17 protein-coding genes are annotated in these 16,795 nt (G+C 73.2%); 6 read left to right on the top strand and 11 right to left on the bottom strand.

Annotated features, from left to right (window positions below; all coding sequences use genetic code 11):
- Positions 1–48: 48 nt before the first annotated feature.
- Complete coding sequence (locus ACZ4W5_RS14515) at positions 49–597, top strand: RBBP9/YdeN family alpha/beta hydrolase (RefSeq protein ID WP_465654634.1); 549 nt, start codon at positions 49–51, stop codon at positions 595–597.
- 19 nt (positions 598–616) lie between these two features.
- Positions 617–1,237 carry a hypothetical protein gene (locus ACZ4W5_RS14510; protein WP_465654633.1) on the top strand — a complete coding sequence of 207 codons (621 nt, stop codon included), beginning with the start codon at positions 617–619 and terminating at the stop codon, positions 1,235–1,237.
- 72 nt (positions 1,238–1,309) lie between these two features.
- Here ACZ4W5_RS14510 and ACZ4W5_RS14505 read toward each other — a convergent pair whose 3' ends face one another.
- Positions 1,310–3,619 (bottom strand): transglycosylase domain-containing protein, encoded by a 2,310-nt coding sequence (locus tag ACZ4W5_RS14505; protein WP_465654631.1) that lies wholly within the window; start codon positions 3,617–3,619, stop codon positions 1,310–1,312.
- A gap of 178 nt (positions 3,620–3,797) precedes the next feature.
- A complete protein-coding gene (locus ACZ4W5_RS14500) occupies positions 3,798–5,282 on the bottom strand; it encodes an alpha/beta hydrolase (RefSeq protein ID WP_465654629.1) in 1,485 nt (494 codons plus the stop codon).
- 198 nt (positions 5,283–5,480) lie between these two features.
- Between ACZ4W5_RS14500 and ACZ4W5_RS14495 the strand changes: the two genes are divergently transcribed.
- Complete coding sequence (locus ACZ4W5_RS14495; RefSeq protein ID WP_465654628.1) at positions 5,481–6,830, top strand: YibE/F family protein; 1,350 nt, start codon at positions 5,481–5,483, stop codon at positions 6,828–6,830.
- Between the two features lie 28 nt (positions 6,831–6,858).
- On the opposite strand, the gene ACZ4W5_RS14490 is transcribed toward ACZ4W5_RS14495, so the two are convergent.
- Both ACZ4W5_RS14490 and map read right to left on the bottom strand, forming a co-directional pair.
- Positions 6,859–7,284 (bottom strand): acyl-CoA thioesterase, encoded by a 426-nt coding sequence (locus ACZ4W5_RS14490; protein ID WP_360230744.1) that lies wholly within the window; start codon positions 7,282–7,284, stop codon positions 6,859–6,861.
- A 61-nt stretch (positions 7,285–7,345) separates the two neighbouring features.
- Complete coding sequence (gene map / locus ACZ4W5_RS14485) at positions 7,346–8,113, bottom strand: type I methionyl aminopeptidase (protein WP_465654626.1); 768 nt, start codon at positions 8,111–8,113, stop codon at positions 7,346–7,348.
- A gap of 86 nt (positions 8,114–8,199) precedes the next feature.
- Here map and ACZ4W5_RS14480 point away from each other — a divergent pair, with 86 nt between their 5' ends.
- On the top strand, positions 8,200–8,469 hold the full coding sequence (locus ACZ4W5_RS14480) for a helix-turn-helix domain-containing protein (protein WP_402476794.1): 270 nt from the start codon (positions 8,200–8,202) through the stop codon (positions 8,467–8,469).
- A 77-nt stretch (positions 8,470–8,546) separates the two neighbouring features.
- On the opposite strand, the gene ACZ4W5_RS14475 is transcribed toward ACZ4W5_RS14480, so the two are convergent.
- The 3 genes from ACZ4W5_RS14475 to ACZ4W5_RS14465 form a co-directional block, all read right to left on the bottom strand.
- Entirely contained in the window at positions 8,547–9,941 is a 1,395-nt protein-coding gene (locus ACZ4W5_RS14475) for an ABC transporter substrate-binding protein (protein ID WP_465654625.1), read from the bottom strand.
- A 110-nt stretch (positions 9,942–10,051) separates the two neighbouring features.
- Entirely contained in the window at positions 10,052–10,948 is an 897-nt protein-coding gene (locus ACZ4W5_RS14470) for a carbohydrate ABC transporter permease (protein ID WP_465654623.1), read from the bottom strand.
- Entirely contained in the window at positions 10,945–11,865 is a 921-nt protein-coding gene (locus ACZ4W5_RS14465; protein WP_465654621.1) for a carbohydrate ABC transporter permease, read from the bottom strand. Before ACZ4W5_RS14465 ends, ACZ4W5_RS14470 begins: the two co-directional genes overlap by 4 nt.
- Positions 11,866–12,115: 250 nt before the next feature.
- On the opposite strand from ACZ4W5_RS14465, the gene ACZ4W5_RS14460 reads away from it, so the two are divergent.
- Positions 12,116–12,802 carry an SMI1/KNR4 family protein gene (locus tag ACZ4W5_RS14460; RefSeq protein ID WP_465654620.1) on the top strand — a complete coding sequence of 229 codons (687 nt, stop codon included), beginning with the start codon at positions 12,116–12,118 and terminating at the stop codon, positions 12,800–12,802.
- A gap of 10 nt (positions 12,803–12,812) precedes the next feature.
- On the opposite strand, the gene ACZ4W5_RS14455 is transcribed toward ACZ4W5_RS14460, so the two are convergent.
- The 3 genes from ACZ4W5_RS14455 to ACZ4W5_RS14445 form a co-directional block, all read right to left on the bottom strand.
- Entirely contained in the window at positions 12,813–13,574 is a 762-nt protein-coding gene (locus tag ACZ4W5_RS14455) for an SDR family NAD(P)-dependent oxidoreductase (RefSeq protein ID WP_402476808.1), read from the bottom strand.
- Entirely contained in the window at positions 13,571–15,049 is a 1,479-nt protein-coding gene (locus ACZ4W5_RS14450; RefSeq protein ID WP_465654619.1) for an MFS transporter, read from the bottom strand. The genes ACZ4W5_RS14455 and ACZ4W5_RS14450 overlap by 4 nt, the downstream gene beginning before the upstream one ends.
- Positions 15,050–15,182: 133 nt before the next feature.
- A complete protein-coding gene (locus tag ACZ4W5_RS14445) occupies positions 15,183–15,761 on the bottom strand; it encodes a TetR/AcrR family transcriptional regulator (RefSeq protein ID WP_360230726.1) in 579 nt (192 codons plus the stop codon).
- 151 nt (positions 15,762–15,912) lie between these two features.
- On the opposite strand from ACZ4W5_RS14445, the gene ACZ4W5_RS14440 reads away from it, so the two are divergent.
- Positions 15,913–16,380 carry a DoxX family protein gene (locus tag ACZ4W5_RS14440; protein ID WP_465654618.1) on the top strand — a complete coding sequence of 156 codons (468 nt, stop codon included), beginning with the start codon at positions 15,913–15,915 and terminating at the stop codon, positions 16,378–16,380.
- 3 nt (positions 16,381–16,383) lie between these two features.
- Here ACZ4W5_RS14440 and ACZ4W5_RS14435 read toward each other — a convergent pair whose 3' ends face one another.
- Positions 16,384–16,680, bottom strand: a complete 297-nt coding sequence (locus tag ACZ4W5_RS14435; protein ID WP_465654616.1) for an MTH1187 family thiamine-binding protein — start codon at positions 16,678–16,680, stop codon at positions 16,384–16,386.
- Positions 16,681–16,795 lie beyond the last annotated feature (115 nt).

Raw genomic sequence — 16,795 nt, 5'->3', positions numbered from 1 at the left:
TCCACCGGCCGTCCACCGGCCGCGGCCGGAACCGCCCCGGAGGAGCCCATGACCGACCGCACGACCTACCTCGTCCTCCCCGGGTACCAGAACTCGGGCCCGGAGCACTGGCAGACCCGCTGGGAGGCCGCCGACCCGGAGGCCTTCCGCCGGGTCGAGCAGGCCGACTGGGACCACCCGGACCGGACGGACTGGGTGGCGCGGGTGGACGCGGCGGTGGCCGCGGCCGCCGCCGACGGGCCGGTGGTGCTGGTGGCGCACAGCCTGGGCTGCGTCACCGCCGCCGACTGGGCGGCCGGTGCGTCCGCCGAGCGGACCGCCGCCGTGCGGGGCGCGCTGCTGGTCGCCCCCGCCGACGTGGACCACGCCGACATACCGGAGCTGCTGGGCTTCCGGCCGGTAACCCTGGAGCGCTTCCCGTTCCCGACCGTCGTGGTCTCCTCCACCGACGACCCGTGGATCACCCCGGAGCGGGCCCGGGAGTTCGCCCGGGCCTGGGGCTCCCGCTACGTCGAGCCGGGCGCGTACGGACACCTCAACGCGGACTCCGGGCTGGGCGACTGGCCGGAGGGCCGGAAACTCCTCGCGGAGCTGTGAGCACATGATCGGGGGGACCATGGACGAGTGGACGGAGCTGCGCCGGCGCCACCGGACGCCGCGGGCCAGGCGGCTACTGGCCCGGCTGCTGCTCGCCGCGGGGGCGGCGGCCGTCCTGCTGTACACCGAGGGCCAGTGGGAGAGCCGCTCGGGCGGCCTGATGCTGGTCGCCGACCTGCTGAACCGGCCGGAGCTGCTGCTCGGCGGCGCGCTCGGCACGCTGATCGCGGCCGCCTGGCTGAGCGACCGCCGCACCGCCGTACGGGCCGCCACCCGGGCGGTCACGGTGACCGCCGGGGTGGTGTTCCTGCTCGGCGTGCTGGCCGCGCACAAGGTGTCGGCGGCCGAGACCCGCAGCCGGGAGGACGCGCCGGCCGGTGCGGAGCGCGCGCTGGTGGTGGTGCACCGCTCGTACGCCTCCGGGCCGCAGGCCGGTGAGCACTGGCAGGTGCTGCTGGAGAGCGGGCAGGGCTGGTCGGCCCGGCGCTGGCTGCTGGCGGACGTCGGCGGCGGCCCGGACGACGCCCGGCTGGTGACGGCGAGTTGGACGGGGCGCAGCCAGATCACCGTGGTCACCGACTCCTACCGGCGGGTGTTCAACCTCGACCAGGACACCGGCGATCCGGTCGAGGCGCGGTAGACCGGCTCCCCGGCAGGTGCGGCCCCGCCCGAGTCCCGCACGCGTACGGGGACTCGGGCGGGGCCGCGGGCGTCACTGGTCCGACGGGTCGGGAGCGCCCGGCGGGGTGCCGGGGGCCGAGCGGCCGACCGTGCCGCCGTCCGACGGGGAGTTGCCGCGCGGGCGGCCGGTCGAGCCCGGGCTGGGCGCCCCCGTACAGGTCGCCGAGGACGGCGAACCGGTGGAGGTGCCGCACCCGGGGGTCGGCCGGACCGGGTCCGGGATGTGGACGGTGCTGAACTCCTTGTCCGGCATGGTCCGCACGGCGTCGCTCATGGCCTGCTGCCAGATCGGCCCCGGGCCGGTCGCCCCGAACACCTCGGGCTGGTACTGGCCGCCGATCCGGATGTTGCGCATCGGCACCTTGACGCCCGGGCTGCCCAGCCACACCGAGCCGGCCAGGTTGCCGGTGTAGCCGGTGAACCAGGCCGACTTCTTCTCGTCCGTGGTGCCGGTCTTGCCCGCGATCTGGCGGTCGTCGTCCAGCCGGAGGTCCCGCGCGGTGCCGCCCTTCTCGGTCACCCCGAGCAGCACGCTGTTGATCACGTCGGCGGTGTCCGGGGACATCACCTGGTCGCAGTGGGCCGGGGCCACCGGGACGTCCTTGCCGTCCACCGTGGTGATCCGGTTGATCGCCACCGGCGCGCAGTAGGAGCCCCGGGCGGCGAAGGTCGCGTAGACGTTGGCCATGGTCAGCGGGCTGACCTCCTGGGTGCCCAGGCCGAGGGCGGGCACCTCCTGCAAGGGGTCGCCGCTCGCCTTGCCGGTCACCCCCAGCTTGTTGGCCATCTGCTTGACGGCGCAGAGCCCGATCTCCTGCTCCATCTGCACGAAGTAGGTGTTGACCGAGAGCGCCATCGCCTGCTTGAGCTGGTACGGCCCCTTCTCGCTCGGGCTCTCGTTGGGGATCGTCCCCTCCTTCTTGCCCTTGCTGAGGTTCTTCCAGGTGCCGTCGCAGGTCTTCATCGTCGGCCAGTCCATCCGGTTCGGCGAGTCGTACTGCTGGGTCGGCGACAGGCCGGCCTCCAGGGCGGCGGCGGCCACGATCGGCTTGAAGTTGGAGCCGGGCTGGAAGCCGATGCCCCCGCCCATCGCCGCGTCCACGTTGAGGTTGACGACGGTCTGGTTCTTCTCCTTCGCCAGACCGTACGGGCGGGTCTGGGCCATCGCCAGGATCTTTCCGCTGCCGGGCTCGACCATCGTCATCGCGGCCGAGACCGGGTCGGTGACGTACACCTTGGTGGAGACGGCGTTCTGCGCGGCGGCCTGCTTGTCCGGGTCGAGGGTGGTGTAGATGTTCAACCCGCCGGTGTCCCACAGCTTCTTGCGCTCGGCGGCGCTCTTGCCGTAGGCCGGGTCCTGCTTGACCACGTGGCGGACGTAGTCGCAGAAGAAGCCCATGCCGGCCTGGGCGGTGATGCAACCGTTCTGCGGGTCCTTGTAGTTGAGGCCCAGCGGGGCGGCCTTGGCCTCGGCCGCCTGCTGGGCGGTGATGTGCCTGTTCTCCACCATCTTGTCGATCACGGTGTCCCGGCGCTTCTGCGCGGCCACCGGGTGCAGCTTCGGGTCGTACTGGGAGGGGTTCTGCACCAGCCCGGCGAGCATCGCCGCCTCGGGGAGGGTGAGGTCCTTGGCGTCCTTGCTGAAGTACCGCTGGGAGGCGGCCTGGATGCCGTACGCCTGGTGGCCGTAGAAGGTGATGTTCAGGTAGTTGGTGAGGATCTGCTCCTTGGAGAGGTCCTCCTCCAGCTTGATGGCGTACCGCAGTTCCTGGATCTTGCGGCCCAGGGTCTTGCGCTGCGCCTCGCGCACCGCGACCGGGTCGTCCCCGGCCATCTCGACGTTGACGTTCTTCACGTACTGCTGGGTGAGGGTGGAGGCGCCCTGCACGGCGGCGCCGCTCTCCGCGTTCTTGGTGATCGCCCGCAGCACGCCCTTGAGGTCGACGGCGCCGTGCTCGTAGAAGCGCGCGTCCTCGATGTCCACCTGGGCCTTGCGGATCAGCGGCGACATCTGCTCGGCGGTCAGCACGGTGCGGTCGCGCTCGTAGACCTTGGCGATCAGGCCGCCCTTGGCGTCGAAGATCTGGGTCGCCTGGGTGAGCGGCGGGGTCTTGAAGTCGTCGGGGATGCTCTCGAAACCCTCGGCGCCGCTCTTGGCGCCCAGTCCGACCGCGCCCGCGCCCGGGAGGATCAGCCCCGCCAGCAGGACGCCGCCCAGCACGCTGGAGCCGAGGAAGGTGGCCGCATGGCGCAGGAGTCCGAGCGGGGTCTCACGGCGCCTCGGGCGCGGGACCCAGGTGTCGCCCGGGTCCGGGGCAGGTATGCGGTTCTTCGGTGGCATGGTTCGAACACTACGGCCGTGAATCCCCACCGTGGGGGGCCTGTTGGCGAACTATTGTCACAAAATCGCGACAGGTTCGACTCATGTGTGAGGGTCGAACGTGGGTACACGCAGGGACAAGGGCCGTTCGTCCACGGCCCGTTGCCCCCGCTGCCCGTCGCCCCCTCCCAGGGTCGCGTCAGCCGGCGGCCGGGCAGAACACGTCCTCGGCCGGGCGACGGCCCGTCACCAGGAAGTCCGTCACCGCCGCGTCGCCGCAGGCGTTCCCGTTCGCCAGGTAGACGTCGTGACCGCCGGAGTCGACCGTCACCATCCGGGCCCGGTCGCCGAACGCCGCCCGGAGCCTGAGCGCGCCGGAGTACGGGGTGGCCGGATCGCGCAGGTTCTGCGCCAGCAGGACGTTCGCCGGGCCCCGGCCGGTCACCCGCACCGGCGGCTCGGCCGGGGCGAACGGCCAGAAGGCGCAGGGCATCACGTTCACCGGCATGCCCGCGGTGAGCGGCCGGGCGGCCCGGTCGGCGGCCGCGTCCTTGGCGTAGGCCGCCGGGTCGGCGGGCCAGCGGACGTCGTTGCAGAGCGTGCCGACGGAGACCGCGAGGGTGTTCTGCACCGCCGCGTCGGGCGGCACGACCGGGGCGGGCAGCGGGCGGCGGCCGAGGGCCGCCAGCATCAGCCGGGCCAGGTCGGGGAACCTGGCGTCCGCGTAGAGGCTGGTCAGCATGGACTCACGCAGCACATTGCCGTTCAGCTCGGCCGGGTTGGCGCCGGGCCAGGGCAGCGGGGCCGCGTCCAGCCGGGCGGCGAGGTCCAGGAACAGCGGGCGCACCTGCTCGGGAGTGTCCGCGACCCGGTCCGGATTGTCCGGCGCCGACGCCCACGCGGCGAAGTCGGGGAAGCGGTCCTCGGCGCCCTGGCCGAAGGCGGCCAGCCAGCCGCGGCCGACCTTCGACGGGTCCGGGTCGTCGTTGCTGTCCAGCACGACCCGGTCGGTGCGCCCGGGGAACATGGTGGCGTAGACGGCGCCCGCGTAGGTGCCGTACGAGGTGCCCCAGACGGAAAGCCTGCGCTCGCCGAGGGCCTGGCGGATCCGGTCGATGTCGCGGGCCTCGTTGGCGGTGGAGATGCTGCGCAGCACCGGGCCCCCGTTGCGCGCGCAGGTCTCGGCGACCCGGCGGGCGGTGGCCAGGTTGGTGTCGATCGAGCCGTCGGCGGCCGGCCAGGGGCGCAGGTTGACCATCGCCAGGTCGGCGTGGTCCAGGCCGCAGCTGACCGGGGTGGAGCCGCCGACGCCGCGCGGGTCGAAGCCGACCAGGTCGTAGCGGTCCAGGACGGACTGCGGGAGGCGGCCGACGGCGCTCGTGGGCAGGCCGATGCCGGAACCGCCCGGCCCGCCGGGCACGGTCAGCAGCACGCCGCGGCGCAGGCCCGGCTTGGCGGTGGCGATCCGGGAGACGGCGAGCGTGATCTGTTGGCCGTCCGGGTCGTTGTAGTCCAGGGGGACGGTGAGGTCGGCGCACTGCTGGCGGGGGTCGACCCGGCCCTGACAGGTGGTCCAGTCGAGGCCGCCCGCCCCGGAGTGCTCCGGGGCGGCGGCGGCAGCGGGGAGGACGGTCAGCACGGTGACGGCCAGGGTGGCGAGGGTGGTACCGGTGAGTTTCGACATGCCCAAGAGTCTGCTGCGGCAGGGGAGTCGGGCCCATGCCGCCAGCCGGTCGATCGGTGGTGGGGTAATCCCCCGTCGGCGGGCGGGGGCCGCCCCGCACCCGGCGGCGGCGCGCCGATCGTGCGGGCCCTGCGGGGTGACGGCGGGCCGTACGCCGATGATTTCGGGTGCCGGGGAGGAGATCTGAGGAGGCGTGAGGTGACGGCAGGGAGCCCGCAGGACGGAAGCGCGCTCGTGCACGAACACGAGCAGGGGCAGGAGCAGGGGCACGAGCACCGAGGCGAGGGGCCCGCCGCGCCCGTGGGGCACGGCCACGGCGATGCGCACGGCCCCGCGCACGGCCACGCGCACAGCCACGCCCACGGGCCCGCCGCGCCGGTCTCCGCCCGCCTGCGCAAGGTGATCGCGGCCGTGCTGATCCCGTTCGCGCTCGCCGTCGCCGTCGGCCTGGTGGCGCTCTGGCCGGGTGGGGTCCCGGCCCACCAGCACACCGGGGTCGGCTTCGACCAGCAGATCCGGCACGGGCGGGTCACCCGGATCCAGGAGCTGCCCTGCGGCGACCTCGGCCCCACCGACGGGGGCAGCTGCCGGCAGGGCACCGTCGAGGTCACCGACGGCCCGGACCGGGGCCGCACCTTCACCGTGGTCGTCCACCCGTCCGAGTCGCGGCGCTACGACCTCGGCGAGCGGGTCGTCCTCACGTACGCGCCGAACGCCCCGGCGGACCTCCGCTACAGCGTCGTCGACGTGGACCGGAACCTGCCGATGGGTGTGCTCGCCGGGCTGTTCGCCGTGGTCGTGGTGGAGATCGGCCGCTGGCGCGGGGTCGCCGCGCTGATCGCGCTGGCGATCAGCTTCGCCGTGCTGTCGCTGTTCATCCTGCCCGCCATCCTGCGCGGCTCGGACCCGCTGCTGGTGGCGATCGTCGGCGCCAGCGCGATCATGCTGATCGCCCTCTACCTGTGCCACGGGCTCTCCGCCCGCACCTCGGTGGCGGTGCTGGGGACGCTGGCGTCGCTGGTCCTGATCGGGGTGCTCAGCCTGGTCTTCGCCGCCTGGGCGCGGCTGACCGGCGACACCTCGGAGGAGACCGGGCTGGTCCACGGCCTCTACCCCGGCATCGAGATCCGCGGCCTGCTGCTCGCCGGGTTCGTGATCGGCTCGCTCGGCGTGCTGTTCGACGTGACGGTCACCCAGACCTCGGCGATCTGGGAACTGCACGAGGCCGACCCGACGATGGGCGCCGGCCGGCTCTACCGGACCGGCATGCGGATCGGCCGCGACCACATCGCCTCGACCGTCAACACCCTGGTGCTCGCCTACGCGGGTGCCGCGCTGCCGCTGCTACTGCTGTTCTCCGTCGCGCACCGGACGCTGGTGTCGGTGGCCACCAGCGAACTGGTCGCCGAGGAGATCGCCCGCACCCTGGTCGGCAGCATCGGACTGGTCGCGGCGGTGCCGGTCACCACCGGTCTGGCCGCCCTGATCGCCGCCGCCGACCACCCCCGAACGGCACCGGTCCCCACCGGGCGGCACCGGCCCGCCTGACGCCCCGGGAGGGGGAGCGGACGGGAGGTCAGAGGCCGAGCAGCCCCGGGTCCGAGGCCAGGGCGCGCAGCGGCTCGCGCGGGTCGGCGACCAGCCGGCGCGCCGCCAGGTCGAGGATGCCGCCCACCCCGGTGACCTCGGCGGCCAGCACGCCGTCCTCGCGGGTCAGCCGCTGCACCACCTGGAAGGTCTTGCCCCCCAGCCAGACGAACGCGCAGCTGATCTCCACCGTGTCCCCGGCGCGCAGCTCCCGCAGGTACTTCACGGTGGTCTCCAGCACCACCGGGCCGACGCCCTTGGCGACCAGCTCGGCCTGGCGGATCCCGGCCGCCTGCAGGTACTCCCAGCGGGCGTGCTCGGCGTACTGCAGGTAGACGGCCTGGTTCAGGTGGCCCTGGGTGTCGGTCTCGTAGCCGCGCACGGTGACCCGCGTGGTGAAGTCCTGATCGGTCATGCCCCGCACGCTACTCCAGCGGGACGGGCGGGGCGGCGTAACCTCCGTCACCACACCGGGGTTACGGGAGGGTGAGGATGCGCGGGCCGTCCTCGGTGACGGCGACGGTGTGCTCGATGTGGGCGGCGCGGCTGCCGTCCGTGGTGCGCAGGGTCCAGCCGTCCGGGTCGGTGTCGTAGTCGTCCCGGCCGCCGGCCGTCAGCATCGGCTCGATGGCCAGCACCAGGCCCGGGCGCAGCGGGTAACCCCGGCCGGGGCGGCCCTCGTTGGGGACGTGCGGGTCCTCGTGCATCCGGCGGCCGATGCCGTGGCCGCCGTGGCCGTCCAGCAGCCCGTACCGCGCGGAGCGGGCCACCGAGCCGACGGCGTGGGCGATGTCGCCGATCCGGTTGCCGACCACGGCGGCGGCGATCCCGGCCTCCAGGGCCCGCCGGGTGGCGGCGATCAGCTCGGCGTCCTCGGGGCGGGCGGGGCCGACGGTGAAGCTCACGGCGGAGTCGCCGCACCAGCCGTCCAAGACGGCCCCGCAGTCGATGCTCACCAGGTCGCCGTCGCGCAGCCGGTAGCCGTCCGGGACGCCGTGCACGACCGCGTCGTTCACGGAGGCGCAGATGACGGCGGGGAAGGGCACCGGCGCGGAGGCCGGCCGGTACCCGAGGAACGGCGAGGTCGCCCCGGCGGCCGTGAGCACCCCGCGCGCCACCTCGTCCAGCTCCAGCAGGCTCACGCCCGCCGCCGCCTCCCGCTGCACGGCCGCCAACGCGTTGGCGACCACCCGCCCGGCCTCGCGCATCGCGTCGAGGGCGGCGTCCGACTTGAGTTCGACCATGGTGAACCTCTCCCCTGGATCCAATTCTTATACCGGTATTTGTATCACGGTTCCCGGGGACGGGCGGACGCCCTAGACTCGACGGCATGGTGAGGACTCCGCTGACCCCGTGGGAGCGCGAGCGCGGTGAGCGCTTCGGGGCGCTGCTGCGCGAGGCGCGTGGCGAGCGCAGCATGGTCGAGGTGGCGGCGGTGGCCGGTGTCTCGGCGGAGACGCTGCGGAAGATCGAGACGGGGCGGGCGCCGACGCCGTCCTTCTTCACCATCGCGGCGCTGGCGTTCGCGCTGGACCTGTCGCTGGACGAGCTGGCGGGCGCGTGCGCGCTGCCCGAGGACGGCGCCGCGCTCTCCGCGTAGGACAGGCCCGGGACGGCGACGGCCCGCCGGGCGCGTGCTGCGCCGGGCGGGCCGTCGGTCCGGGCGGGTGACCGGCCTCAGCCGACCGAGCTGTTGTAGCTCTCGATCGCGGGCTGGAGCTCCTTGGCCGCGTCGGCGAGCGCCTGCTGGGCGGTCTTGCTGCCCGAGACGGTCTGCTCGATGGCCGTCTCCACGCCCTTGCGGGCCTGCGGCATCACGCCGAGCAGGCAGCCGGCGGTGGCCGGGGTGGGCTTGGTGGCCTTCAACTGGTCGATGGCCGTCTGGAACTGCGGGTACTTGCCGACCCACTCCTTGTCCTTGGGGTCGTCCAGGGACTTCTTGTTGACCGGGAAGTAGCCGGTTCCGGTGTGCCAGACGGCCTGCTGCTCGGGGCCGGTGACGAACTTCTCGAACTCCCAGGCCGCCCGCTTCTCGGCGTCCGAGTGGCCCGGGCCGCTGATCCACAGCGAGGCGCCGCCGATCACGGGGCCGCCCTGGTCGGCGGCCGTCACCTTGGGGAAGGGCGCCGTGCCGACGCCGAACTTGGCGGCCTCGGTGTAGCCGCGCAGCACGCCGGTGGACTCCAGGTGCATGGCGACCGTGCCGGACTTGAACGCGGCCTGGGCGTCGTCGGTGACCCGGCCGGTGTTGGCCGCGTAGCCGCCCTTGACCAGGTCGGCCCACCACTGGACGATCTGCGCGCCCTGGGCGGAGTCGAACACGACCTTGCCCGCCTTGCTGCTGCGGCCGTTGTCGTTGTCGCAGTACATGGTGCCGGACTCGGCGAGCAGCTCCTCGACGAACCAGCCGTAGATCGCGGCGCCGAAGCCGTAGCGGACGGTCTTGCCGTCGGCGTCCTTCTTGGTCAGCTTCTTGGCCAGGTCGGCCAGCTCGTTGAGGTCCTTCGGCGGCTGCGCCGGGTCGAGGCCGGCCTCCTTGAAGGCGTCGGTGTTCAGGTAGAGCAGCGGCATCGAGGAGTTGAACGGCATCGAGACCAGCTTGCCGTTGGCCGAGTAGTAGTTGCGGATGTTGGGGTCGAGGTCGTCCAGCGAGTAGCCGTCCTTGTCGGCGAAGGCCTGGGCGGGGACGGTCTGCCTGGAGTCGATCATGAAGCGGGTGCCGATGTCGTAGACCTGCACCAGGGCGGGGGTGCCCTTCTGCTGCACCGCGGCCTTGTACTTGGTGACCAGCTCGTCGTACTTGCCCTGGAACTGCGCCTTGACCTCGATCTTGCCCTGGTGGGCCGCGTTGAAGTCCTTCACCAGGCCGTTCAGCACCTCGGCGTTCTTGCCGGTCATCGAGTGCCAGAACTCGACGGTGGTGACGCCGGAGGCCTGGTCGAGCGCCTGGGCACCGGGCGCCCCGGCGTCGGCGGAACCGCCCGAGCCGGAGCCCGAGCCGCTGGAGCTGCAGGCGGTCAGGGACAGGCCGGCCACCAGCAGGGCGGCGAGCGCGCGTGCACTCTTCTTCACGAGGGGATCCTTCTTCTTCCGGTTGACGAGCGGGATGTACGGGCGGGATGTACGGGCGGGCTGTACGGGCGGGACGGACGCGCGGGACGGACGATCCCGTACGGCGCGGCTCAGCGGACGGCGCCCGCGGTGAGGCCGCGGACGATGAAGCGCTGGCCGAAGACCACCAGGGCGAGGGTGGGCAGCAGCGAGAGCACCACGCCGGCCAGGATCAGGCCGGGGTCGGCCATCTCCGCGTCGCGCAGCGAGGTGAGGCCGATCTGCAGGGTCTGCATCTCGGCGGTGCGGGTGATGATGAGCGGCCAGAAGTACTGGTTCCAGGCCGACAGGAAGACGTAGATCGACAGCGCGGCCAGGGCCGGCTTGTTGAGCGGCACGACGATCCGCCACAGAAACCGCCAGTGCCCGGCGCCGTCGATCCGGGCCGCGTCGCGCAGTTCGCCGGGCAGCTGGCGGAAGGCCTGGCGCAGCATGAAGGTGCCGAAGCCGGAGGCGAGGAACGGCAGCACCAGGCCGAAGTAGGTGTTGCCGAGGCCCCAGCCCGACAGCGTCAGGTAGTTGGGGATGATGATGGCCTCCCAGGGGACCATCAGCGTCGCCAGGAAGAGCCCGAACACCGCGGCCCGCGCCTTCATCGGCAGGAAGACGAAGGCGTACGCGGCCAGGATCGAGGTGACCAGCTGGGCGAGGGTGATGGCGGTGGCGGTGATCGCCGAGTTGGCGTACTGCCGGAACAGCGGGATGGTGTCGACGGCGCCGGAGAAGTTCCGCCCGGTGACCGAGTGGGGCACCAACGCGGGTGGGTTGGAAGCGAGTTCGGACGGCTCCATGAAGGCGCCGACGACCGCGTAGTACACCGGGAAGGCCACCGTGACCACGGCGACGGCGAGCAGCAGGTAGACGGCGGCGCGGCCGAGCAGGTCGCGCGGGGAGCGGCCGGCCAGCGGGCGGACCCTCGGGCGGGGCGGGGCGGCCTGGGCCTCCGCCTCGGTGACGACCGTGCTCATGCGTAGTGCACCTTCCGCTCCAGGACGCCGAACTGGACGGCCGTGCAGGCGAGGACGACCAGCAGCAGCACCACGGCCTGGGCGCTCGCCGTGCCGAAGTCGCTGGAGCCGTAGGCGAAGGCCTTCTCGTAGACGGAGTAGACCAGGGTCCGGGTGGCGCCGTCGGGCCCGCCCTTGGTGAGGATGTGGATCTGGCCGAAACTCTGCAGTGCGTGGACGGTGGAGACCACCGTCAGGAAGAACAGGTTCGGGCCGAGCATCGGGACGGTGATCGAGCGGGCCAGTCGCAGGCCGGCGGCGCCGTCGATCCGGGCCGCCTCGACGACCTCGCCGGGGATCGACCCGATTCCCGCCGAGAGCACCAGCACGTTGTAGCCGAGGTTCATCCAGACCGTCGTCAGGGCCACCGAGAACAGCGCGTACCGGGAGTCGGTCAGCCAGCCGACCGGGCCCAGGCCGAGGTGCGACAGCAGGCCGTTCAGCACCCCGCTGGCCGGGTTGTAGAACACCGCGAAGACCACCGAGGCGCTGGCCACCGAGAAGGCGAAGGGCAGCGCGAAGGCGGAGCGCAGCAGCCGTACGCCGCGGATCCGGTTCTCCAGCAGCAGCACCAGCACCAGCGCGCCGAGCACCCCGGGCACCACGGTGAGCAGGGTGAACAGCGCGGTGGTGACCAGCGTCCGGCCGAAGTCGGCGGAGGCCAGCAGGTCGGTGTAGTGCTTGAACCCGACGTAGCGGGAGGGCGCGCCGAAGAGGTCGTTGGCGTGCCCGCTGAGGTAGATCGTCCGTCCCAGCGGATAGCCGATGAACAGGACGAAGACCACCAGGGAGGGCAGCAGGAAGGCCCAGGCGAGCCCGTGCTCGCCCCAGCGGCTTCGACGGCCCGCGAGGGGCACGGGGTGGGGTGCGGTCGGCATCGGTGGCACGTCCGCCTTTCGTGTGTTGGTTCCGGCCGAAACCGTGTCCTGCCCGAACGACGGCGCGGGAACCCCACGGTGATCAACCGGTGTCCCCGGGATTACGCGTTCGCGTCAGATTTCGGCCGGTCGTGCGCGCAACAGCCGTCCCCGGCACGGCGGCCGACCGGGCGCGGCGGCCGGCACCTGGGCGTGGGCGGCTGTCGGCGGCCGGCACCGGGCTGTCAGCGGGGTGCCGTACGGTGCGCGGGTGAACGAGACGGATTTCGACATGCGGGCCGCGATGGCCGGAGCGCCGGACGGCCGGGCGGGCGCCTGGGCGCTGGTCCGGGGCTTCGCCGCGTACTGGGGCGAGCCGCTGGGACCGCGGGACGGTTTCACCGAGGCCGAACTGGACGCGGCCGAACAGCGGCTGGGGCTGCGGCTGCCGGTGGCCCTGCGCGAGGCGTACCGGCTGTTCGGGCGCCGGGCCGACCTCACCAGCTCCCAGGATGTGCTGCTGACGCCCGACGAGCTCCATGTGCTGGACGGCGCGCTGGTGTACCGGGCCGAGAACCAGGGCTGCGCGCACTGGGGCGTGCTGCCGGCCGACCTGGCACTGGAGGACCCGCCGACGGTGGGCCGGCCGGACCTCGCGGACAAGTCGCAGGAGCGCTGGGAGCCCTGGGAGGAGCGCTTCTCGACGGCGGCGGCGGTGATGGCGATGAGCGAGAAGCTGCTGGAGGACGCGGAGTTGACCGACTTCCTCGAGTCCGAGGCCGAACTCCCGGCCAGTTTGCGCGAATTGCCCGCCCTGGGACGGGACTGCCGCTGGTACGAGGGCCCGGACATCCTGGTCATGGCGGTCGGGGACGCCTGGATCGCCGCCCGGGCACGGACCCCGGAGGCGCTTGACGCGCTCCAGGGAGCCGTGCCCGGAGACTGGTTGAACGGCTGAGCCGTGCCGGTCAGGCGGTGACGCCGCCGTCCAGCACCAGGTCGGCGCCGACGGTGTAGCCCGCCTCGTCCGAGGCCAGGTACAGCACGGCGGCGGCGATCTCCGCGACCGCGCCGGCCCGGCCGACCGGCACCTCGGCCTTCATCCGGTCGCTCTTGTCGGCGTCGCTCTCGCCGGGGCGGGTCGACATCGGGGTGTCCACCGGGCCCGGGCTGACGGTGTTGATCCGCACGCCCTCGCCGATGTGGTCACGGGCGGCGGAGCGGGTCAGCGCGGTGACGGCGGCCTTGCTGGCGTTGTAGGCGCCCGCGCCCTCGATCCGCTTGTGGACGCCCAGGTTGGACGAGACGTTGACGATGGCCCCGCCGCCGTGGGTGCGCATGTGGCCGATCTGGTGCTTCATCGCCAGCAGGGTGCCGGTCACGTTGACGTCGAAGACCCAGCGGAACTGGTCCTCGTCGATGTCGGCGACCGGACCGGCCGCGCCGAAGACCCCGGCGTTGTTGACGGCGACGTCCAGTCCGCCGAACTGCTCGACAACCTCCCGGACCAGCCGGGCGGCGTCCTCACTGTTCGTCACGTCGCCGGTCAGCGCGACGGCCTTGCCGCCGGCCCGCTCGATCAGCTCGACGGTCTCGGCCAGCGGGCCGAGGCTGCGCCCGGCGACCGCGACCCGGGCGCCCTCCGCGGCGAAGGCGAGCGCGATCCCCCGCCCGATGCCGCTGCCGCCGCCGGTGATCAGGACGGACTTGTCGGCGAAACGCGTGCTCATGAGGTGAACTCCTTGATCCGAGTGGTGCGTTCAGGTGCGTTGGTGGTGGTCGTGGTGGTGCTCGTGGTGTTGGCCTCGGCGGTGCCCCCGGTGGCGCCGCCCCGGGGCAGGACCGCGACCGCGACGGCGGTCAGGGCCAGCCCGGCGGCGGCCGCGGCGAAGGCCGCCGCGTAACCGCCGACGACGGTCGGGCGGGTGGCGGCGAGGGCCATCAGGGCGGCCAGCCCGGCGGTGGGGCCGAGCTCCATGGCGGTGTTGAAGACGCCCGCCGCCAGGCCGGTGCGTTCGGGCACCACGCCGCCGGTGGCGAGCACGGCCGCCCCGGCGAAGGACGCGGCGGCGCCGACGGGCAGCAGGAGCAGTCCGGGCAGCAGCCCGGTGGGGTAGCCGCTGGCGGGGTCGAGCCCGGCCAGCAGGGCGAGTCCGGCCGCCTCCAGGGCGAGGCCGGCGGCGGTGACCGGCACCGGACCGTACCGGGCGATCAGCGGCCCGGCCAGCCGTCCGGACACCAGCAGGGCGACCGCGTACGGCACGAACGCGGCGGAGGTGTCGGCCGCGCTCCAGCCGCGCAGTTGCTGGAGGTAGAGCGAGAGCAGCACGAAGGCCAGGGCGGTGCCGGCGGAGGTCGCCATCACGGCGACCAGCGCGGTGGCCCGGCGGCGGTCGGCGAGGAAGTCGGGCGGCAGCAGCGGGTCGGCGGTGCGGCGTTCGGCGGCGGCGAAGGCGAGCAGCAGGAGCGCCCCGACCGCGAACGGCGCGAGCACGCCGGGGCTGCTCCAGCCGTGCTCGGTGGACGCCACCAGGGCGTAACTCGCCGCGCAGACACCGGTGGTGGCGAGCAGTGCGCCGCGCAGGTCGAGCGCCGGCCTGCGGCTCGCGGGAGCGGGCTCCCGGTCGAAGTCGGGAGCGGCGTCGGGCTCGGGCAGGGTGCCCGAGCGGAGCAGCCCCGCCAGCGCGACCAGGACGGGCACCGCGAACAGCCAGCGCCAGGAGACCACGGCGGCGACCGGGCCCGACACCACGCTGCCGGCCGTCGCGCCGAGCACCGAGAGTCCGCCCCAGGTGGCCATCGCCCGCCGGTAGGCGGCGGGTTCGGGGTACAGCCGGCGGACCACGGCAACCGCCGCCGGGGCGGTGAGGGCCGCGCCCGCGCCCTGGACGAAGCGGCTCGCCAGCAGGACGGGGTAGTCCGGTGCGAGGGCGCAGGCGACCGAGGAGGCGGCGAGCAGCGCCAGGCCCCACTTGAGCACACGGCGGCCGCCGTGACGGTCCGTCAGTCGCCCGCCGAGCAGCAGCAGGGCGGCGAAGGAGAGCCCGTACGCGGCGCTGAGCAGCAGGACGTCGGACGGGCCGAGGCCGAGCTCCCGGGCGACCAGGGGCAGCGGCACGGTGAGGATCATGATCGTGAAGATCAGCACCGCCTGGACGACACCGAGCAGCGCGAAGCTCCCCCGGGCGTTCGTGGTGACACTCATGGACTCCCCCCCACATCAAATTTAAGAACGTTCGATCCAGAATCAGGACGGCAGAAGACGGCACGAGACGGCGAAGGACGCCGGGCCGACCGAGCCGGAGACACCCCCGTGGGCCGCCGGTTCGGGCCTGGGCTCAGTCCAGCAGCGTCAGCGCCTGCTCGGCGGCGTCGCGCACCCGGGGCTCACCCTCGGCGGTCTTGCCCACCACCCGGATCCCCTGCAGCAGCACCACCAGCATCCGGGCCAGCGCCCGCGGCTCCCGCCCGGCGGGCAGTTCACCCTGGGCCTCGGCGCGCAGCAGGGCGGCGGTCAGCGCCGTCTCCAAGTGGTCGTAACTGACCTCCACCCGGCGGGCCGCCGCCTCGTCGTGCGGGGCGAGTTCGACGGCCGTGTTGGTGATGAAGCAGCCGCGCCTGCGATCCTCGGCCCCCATCCCCGCATATCGACGCACCAGGGCGCGAACGGCCGGCAGCACCGGGCCGGGCTGGGACAGCTCGGCCAGCAGGCCGGGGTTGTGCTGTTCGTTGTAGCGTTCCAGCGCCCGCAGGTAGAGCTCGTGCTTGCTGCCGAAGGTCGCGTAGATGCTGGCCCGGGCGATGCCCAGCCCTTCGACCAGGTCGGCCATCGAGGTGGCCTCGTAGCCGCGCCGCCAGAACAGTTCGAGAGCTGCCTGGAGCGCCGTGTCCGGGTCGAATTCCTTGGTCCGCGCCATGACCGGAACAGTAGCCCTTTCAAGACCGATCGGTCAAGAAAGGGCGGAGAGTGGTCCAGACCGTTATCTGACGGAGCATTGCCAAGTGGACTAGACCAAGCCTAGCCTTACCGCCCCATCCCTCCTTCTCCCCCACAGGAGGCGTTCCGGCATGCCCGCACTCATCCCCCCAATCCCCCAACACGCCGTCGAGGCCGCGCGACCGCTCGTCCTGACGGTCTTCCGGATCGTCGTCGGCCTGCTCTTCGCCTGCCACGGCGCCGCCGCACTCTTCGGCGTCCTCGGTGGCGCCAAGGGCGGCGGCAGCATCCCGCCCGGCCAGTGGCCCGGCTGGTGGGCCGCACTGATCCAACTCGTCGGCGGCGCCCTGGTGCTGCTCGGCAGCGGCACCAGGACGGCCGCCCTGCTCTGCTCCGGCTCGATGGCCTACGCCTACTTCACCGTCCACCAGGAACAGGCCCTGCTGCCGTTGCAGAACGGGGGCGAGCCCTCGGTGATGTTCTGCTGGGCCTTCCTGGCCATCGCGGTGCTCGGCTCCGGCCCGTACTCCCTGGACCGGCTGCTCGCCGCCCGCAGGCCGGCCGCCGAGCCCAGCCCCCAGCCCACCTCGACCGGCTGAGCCTCAGCCCTCCGCGAGGTACCGCTCGACCGAGGCGACCTTGGCGGTGAGGCCGTCGGTGACCCCGGCCCGGTCGTCGATCTTGATGACCGTGCTCACCCGGTCGCTGTGGGCCTTCACCGCCTCGATCGCCGCCTTGATCACCGGCATCACCTCGTCCCAGTCCCCCTCGATGCTGGTGAACATCGCGTCCGTCCGGTTCGGCAGCCCACTCGCCCGCACGACCCGCACGGCCGCGGCCACCGCCTCCCCCACGTCCTCGCCGATCCCCAGCGGGGTCACCGAAAAAGCTGCGATCACGGTCTGCGCTCCTTGACGTCCGACGACACCTGGTCGGGGGGGGGGGGGGGGGGGGGGGGGGGGGGGGGGGGCGAGGGGGGGGGGGGGGGGGGGGGGGGGGGGGTGGGTTGTGGGG

This window comes from Kitasatospora sp. NPDC029367 (genome assembly GCF_055569135.1).
The sequence above is the reverse complement of the archived record's forward strand: the minus strand, read 5'-3'. Positions and strand labels throughout refer to the sequence as shown.

Excerpts from the sequence above, each read along its gene's own strand:
- ACZ4W5_RS14455 (WP_402476808.1), bottom strand. The coding sequence starts at position 13,574 with ATGAGCACGCGTTTCGCCGACAAGTCCGTCCTGATCACCGGCGGCGGC.
- ACZ4W5_RS14470 (WP_465654623.1), bottom strand. The coding sequence starts at position 10,948 with ATGAGCACGGTCGTCACCGAGGCGGAGGCCCAGGCCGCCCCGCCCCGC.
- ACZ4W5_RS14505 (WP_465654631.1), bottom strand. The coding sequence starts at position 3,619 with ATGCCACCGAAGAACCGCATACCTGCCCCGGACCCGGGCGACACCTGG.
- ACZ4W5_RS14465 (WP_465654621.1), bottom strand. The coding sequence starts at position 11,865 with ATGCCGACCGCACCCCACCCCGTGCCCCTCGCGGGCCGTCGAAGCCGC.
- ACZ4W5_RS14500 (WP_465654629.1), bottom strand. The coding sequence starts at position 5,282 with ATGTCGAAACTCACCGGTACCACCCTCGCCACCCTGGCCGTCACCGTG.
- ACZ4W5_RS14480 (WP_402476794.1), top strand. The coding sequence starts at position 8,200 with ATGGTGAGGACTCCGCTGACCCCGTGGGAGCGCGAGCGCGGTGAGCGC.
- ACZ4W5_RS14515 (WP_465654634.1), top strand. The coding sequence starts at position 49 with ATGACCGACCGCACGACCTACCTCGTCCTCCCCGGGTACCAGAACTCG.
- map (WP_465654626.1), bottom strand. The coding sequence starts at position 8,113 with ATGGTCGAACTCAAGTCGGACGCCGCCCTCGACGCGATGCGCGAGGCC.
- ACZ4W5_RS14440 (WP_465654618.1), top strand. The coding sequence starts at position 15,913 with ATGCCCGCACTCATCCCCCCAATCCCCCAACACGCCGTCGAGGCCGCG.
- ACZ4W5_RS14445 (WP_360230726.1), bottom strand. The coding sequence starts at position 15,761 with ATGGCGCGGACCAAGGAATTCGACCCGGACACGGCGCTCCAGGCAGCT.
- ACZ4W5_RS14510 (WP_465654633.1), top strand. The coding sequence starts at position 617 with ATGGACGAGTGGACGGAGCTGCGCCGGCGCCACCGGACGCCGCGGGCC.
- ACZ4W5_RS14490 (WP_360230744.1), bottom strand. The coding sequence starts at position 7,284 with ATGACCGATCAGGACTTCACCACGCGGGTCACCGTGCGCGGCTACGAG.
- ACZ4W5_RS14450 (WP_465654619.1), bottom strand. The coding sequence starts at position 15,049 with ATGAGTGTCACCACGAACGCCCGGGGGAGCTTCGCGCTGCTCGGTGTC.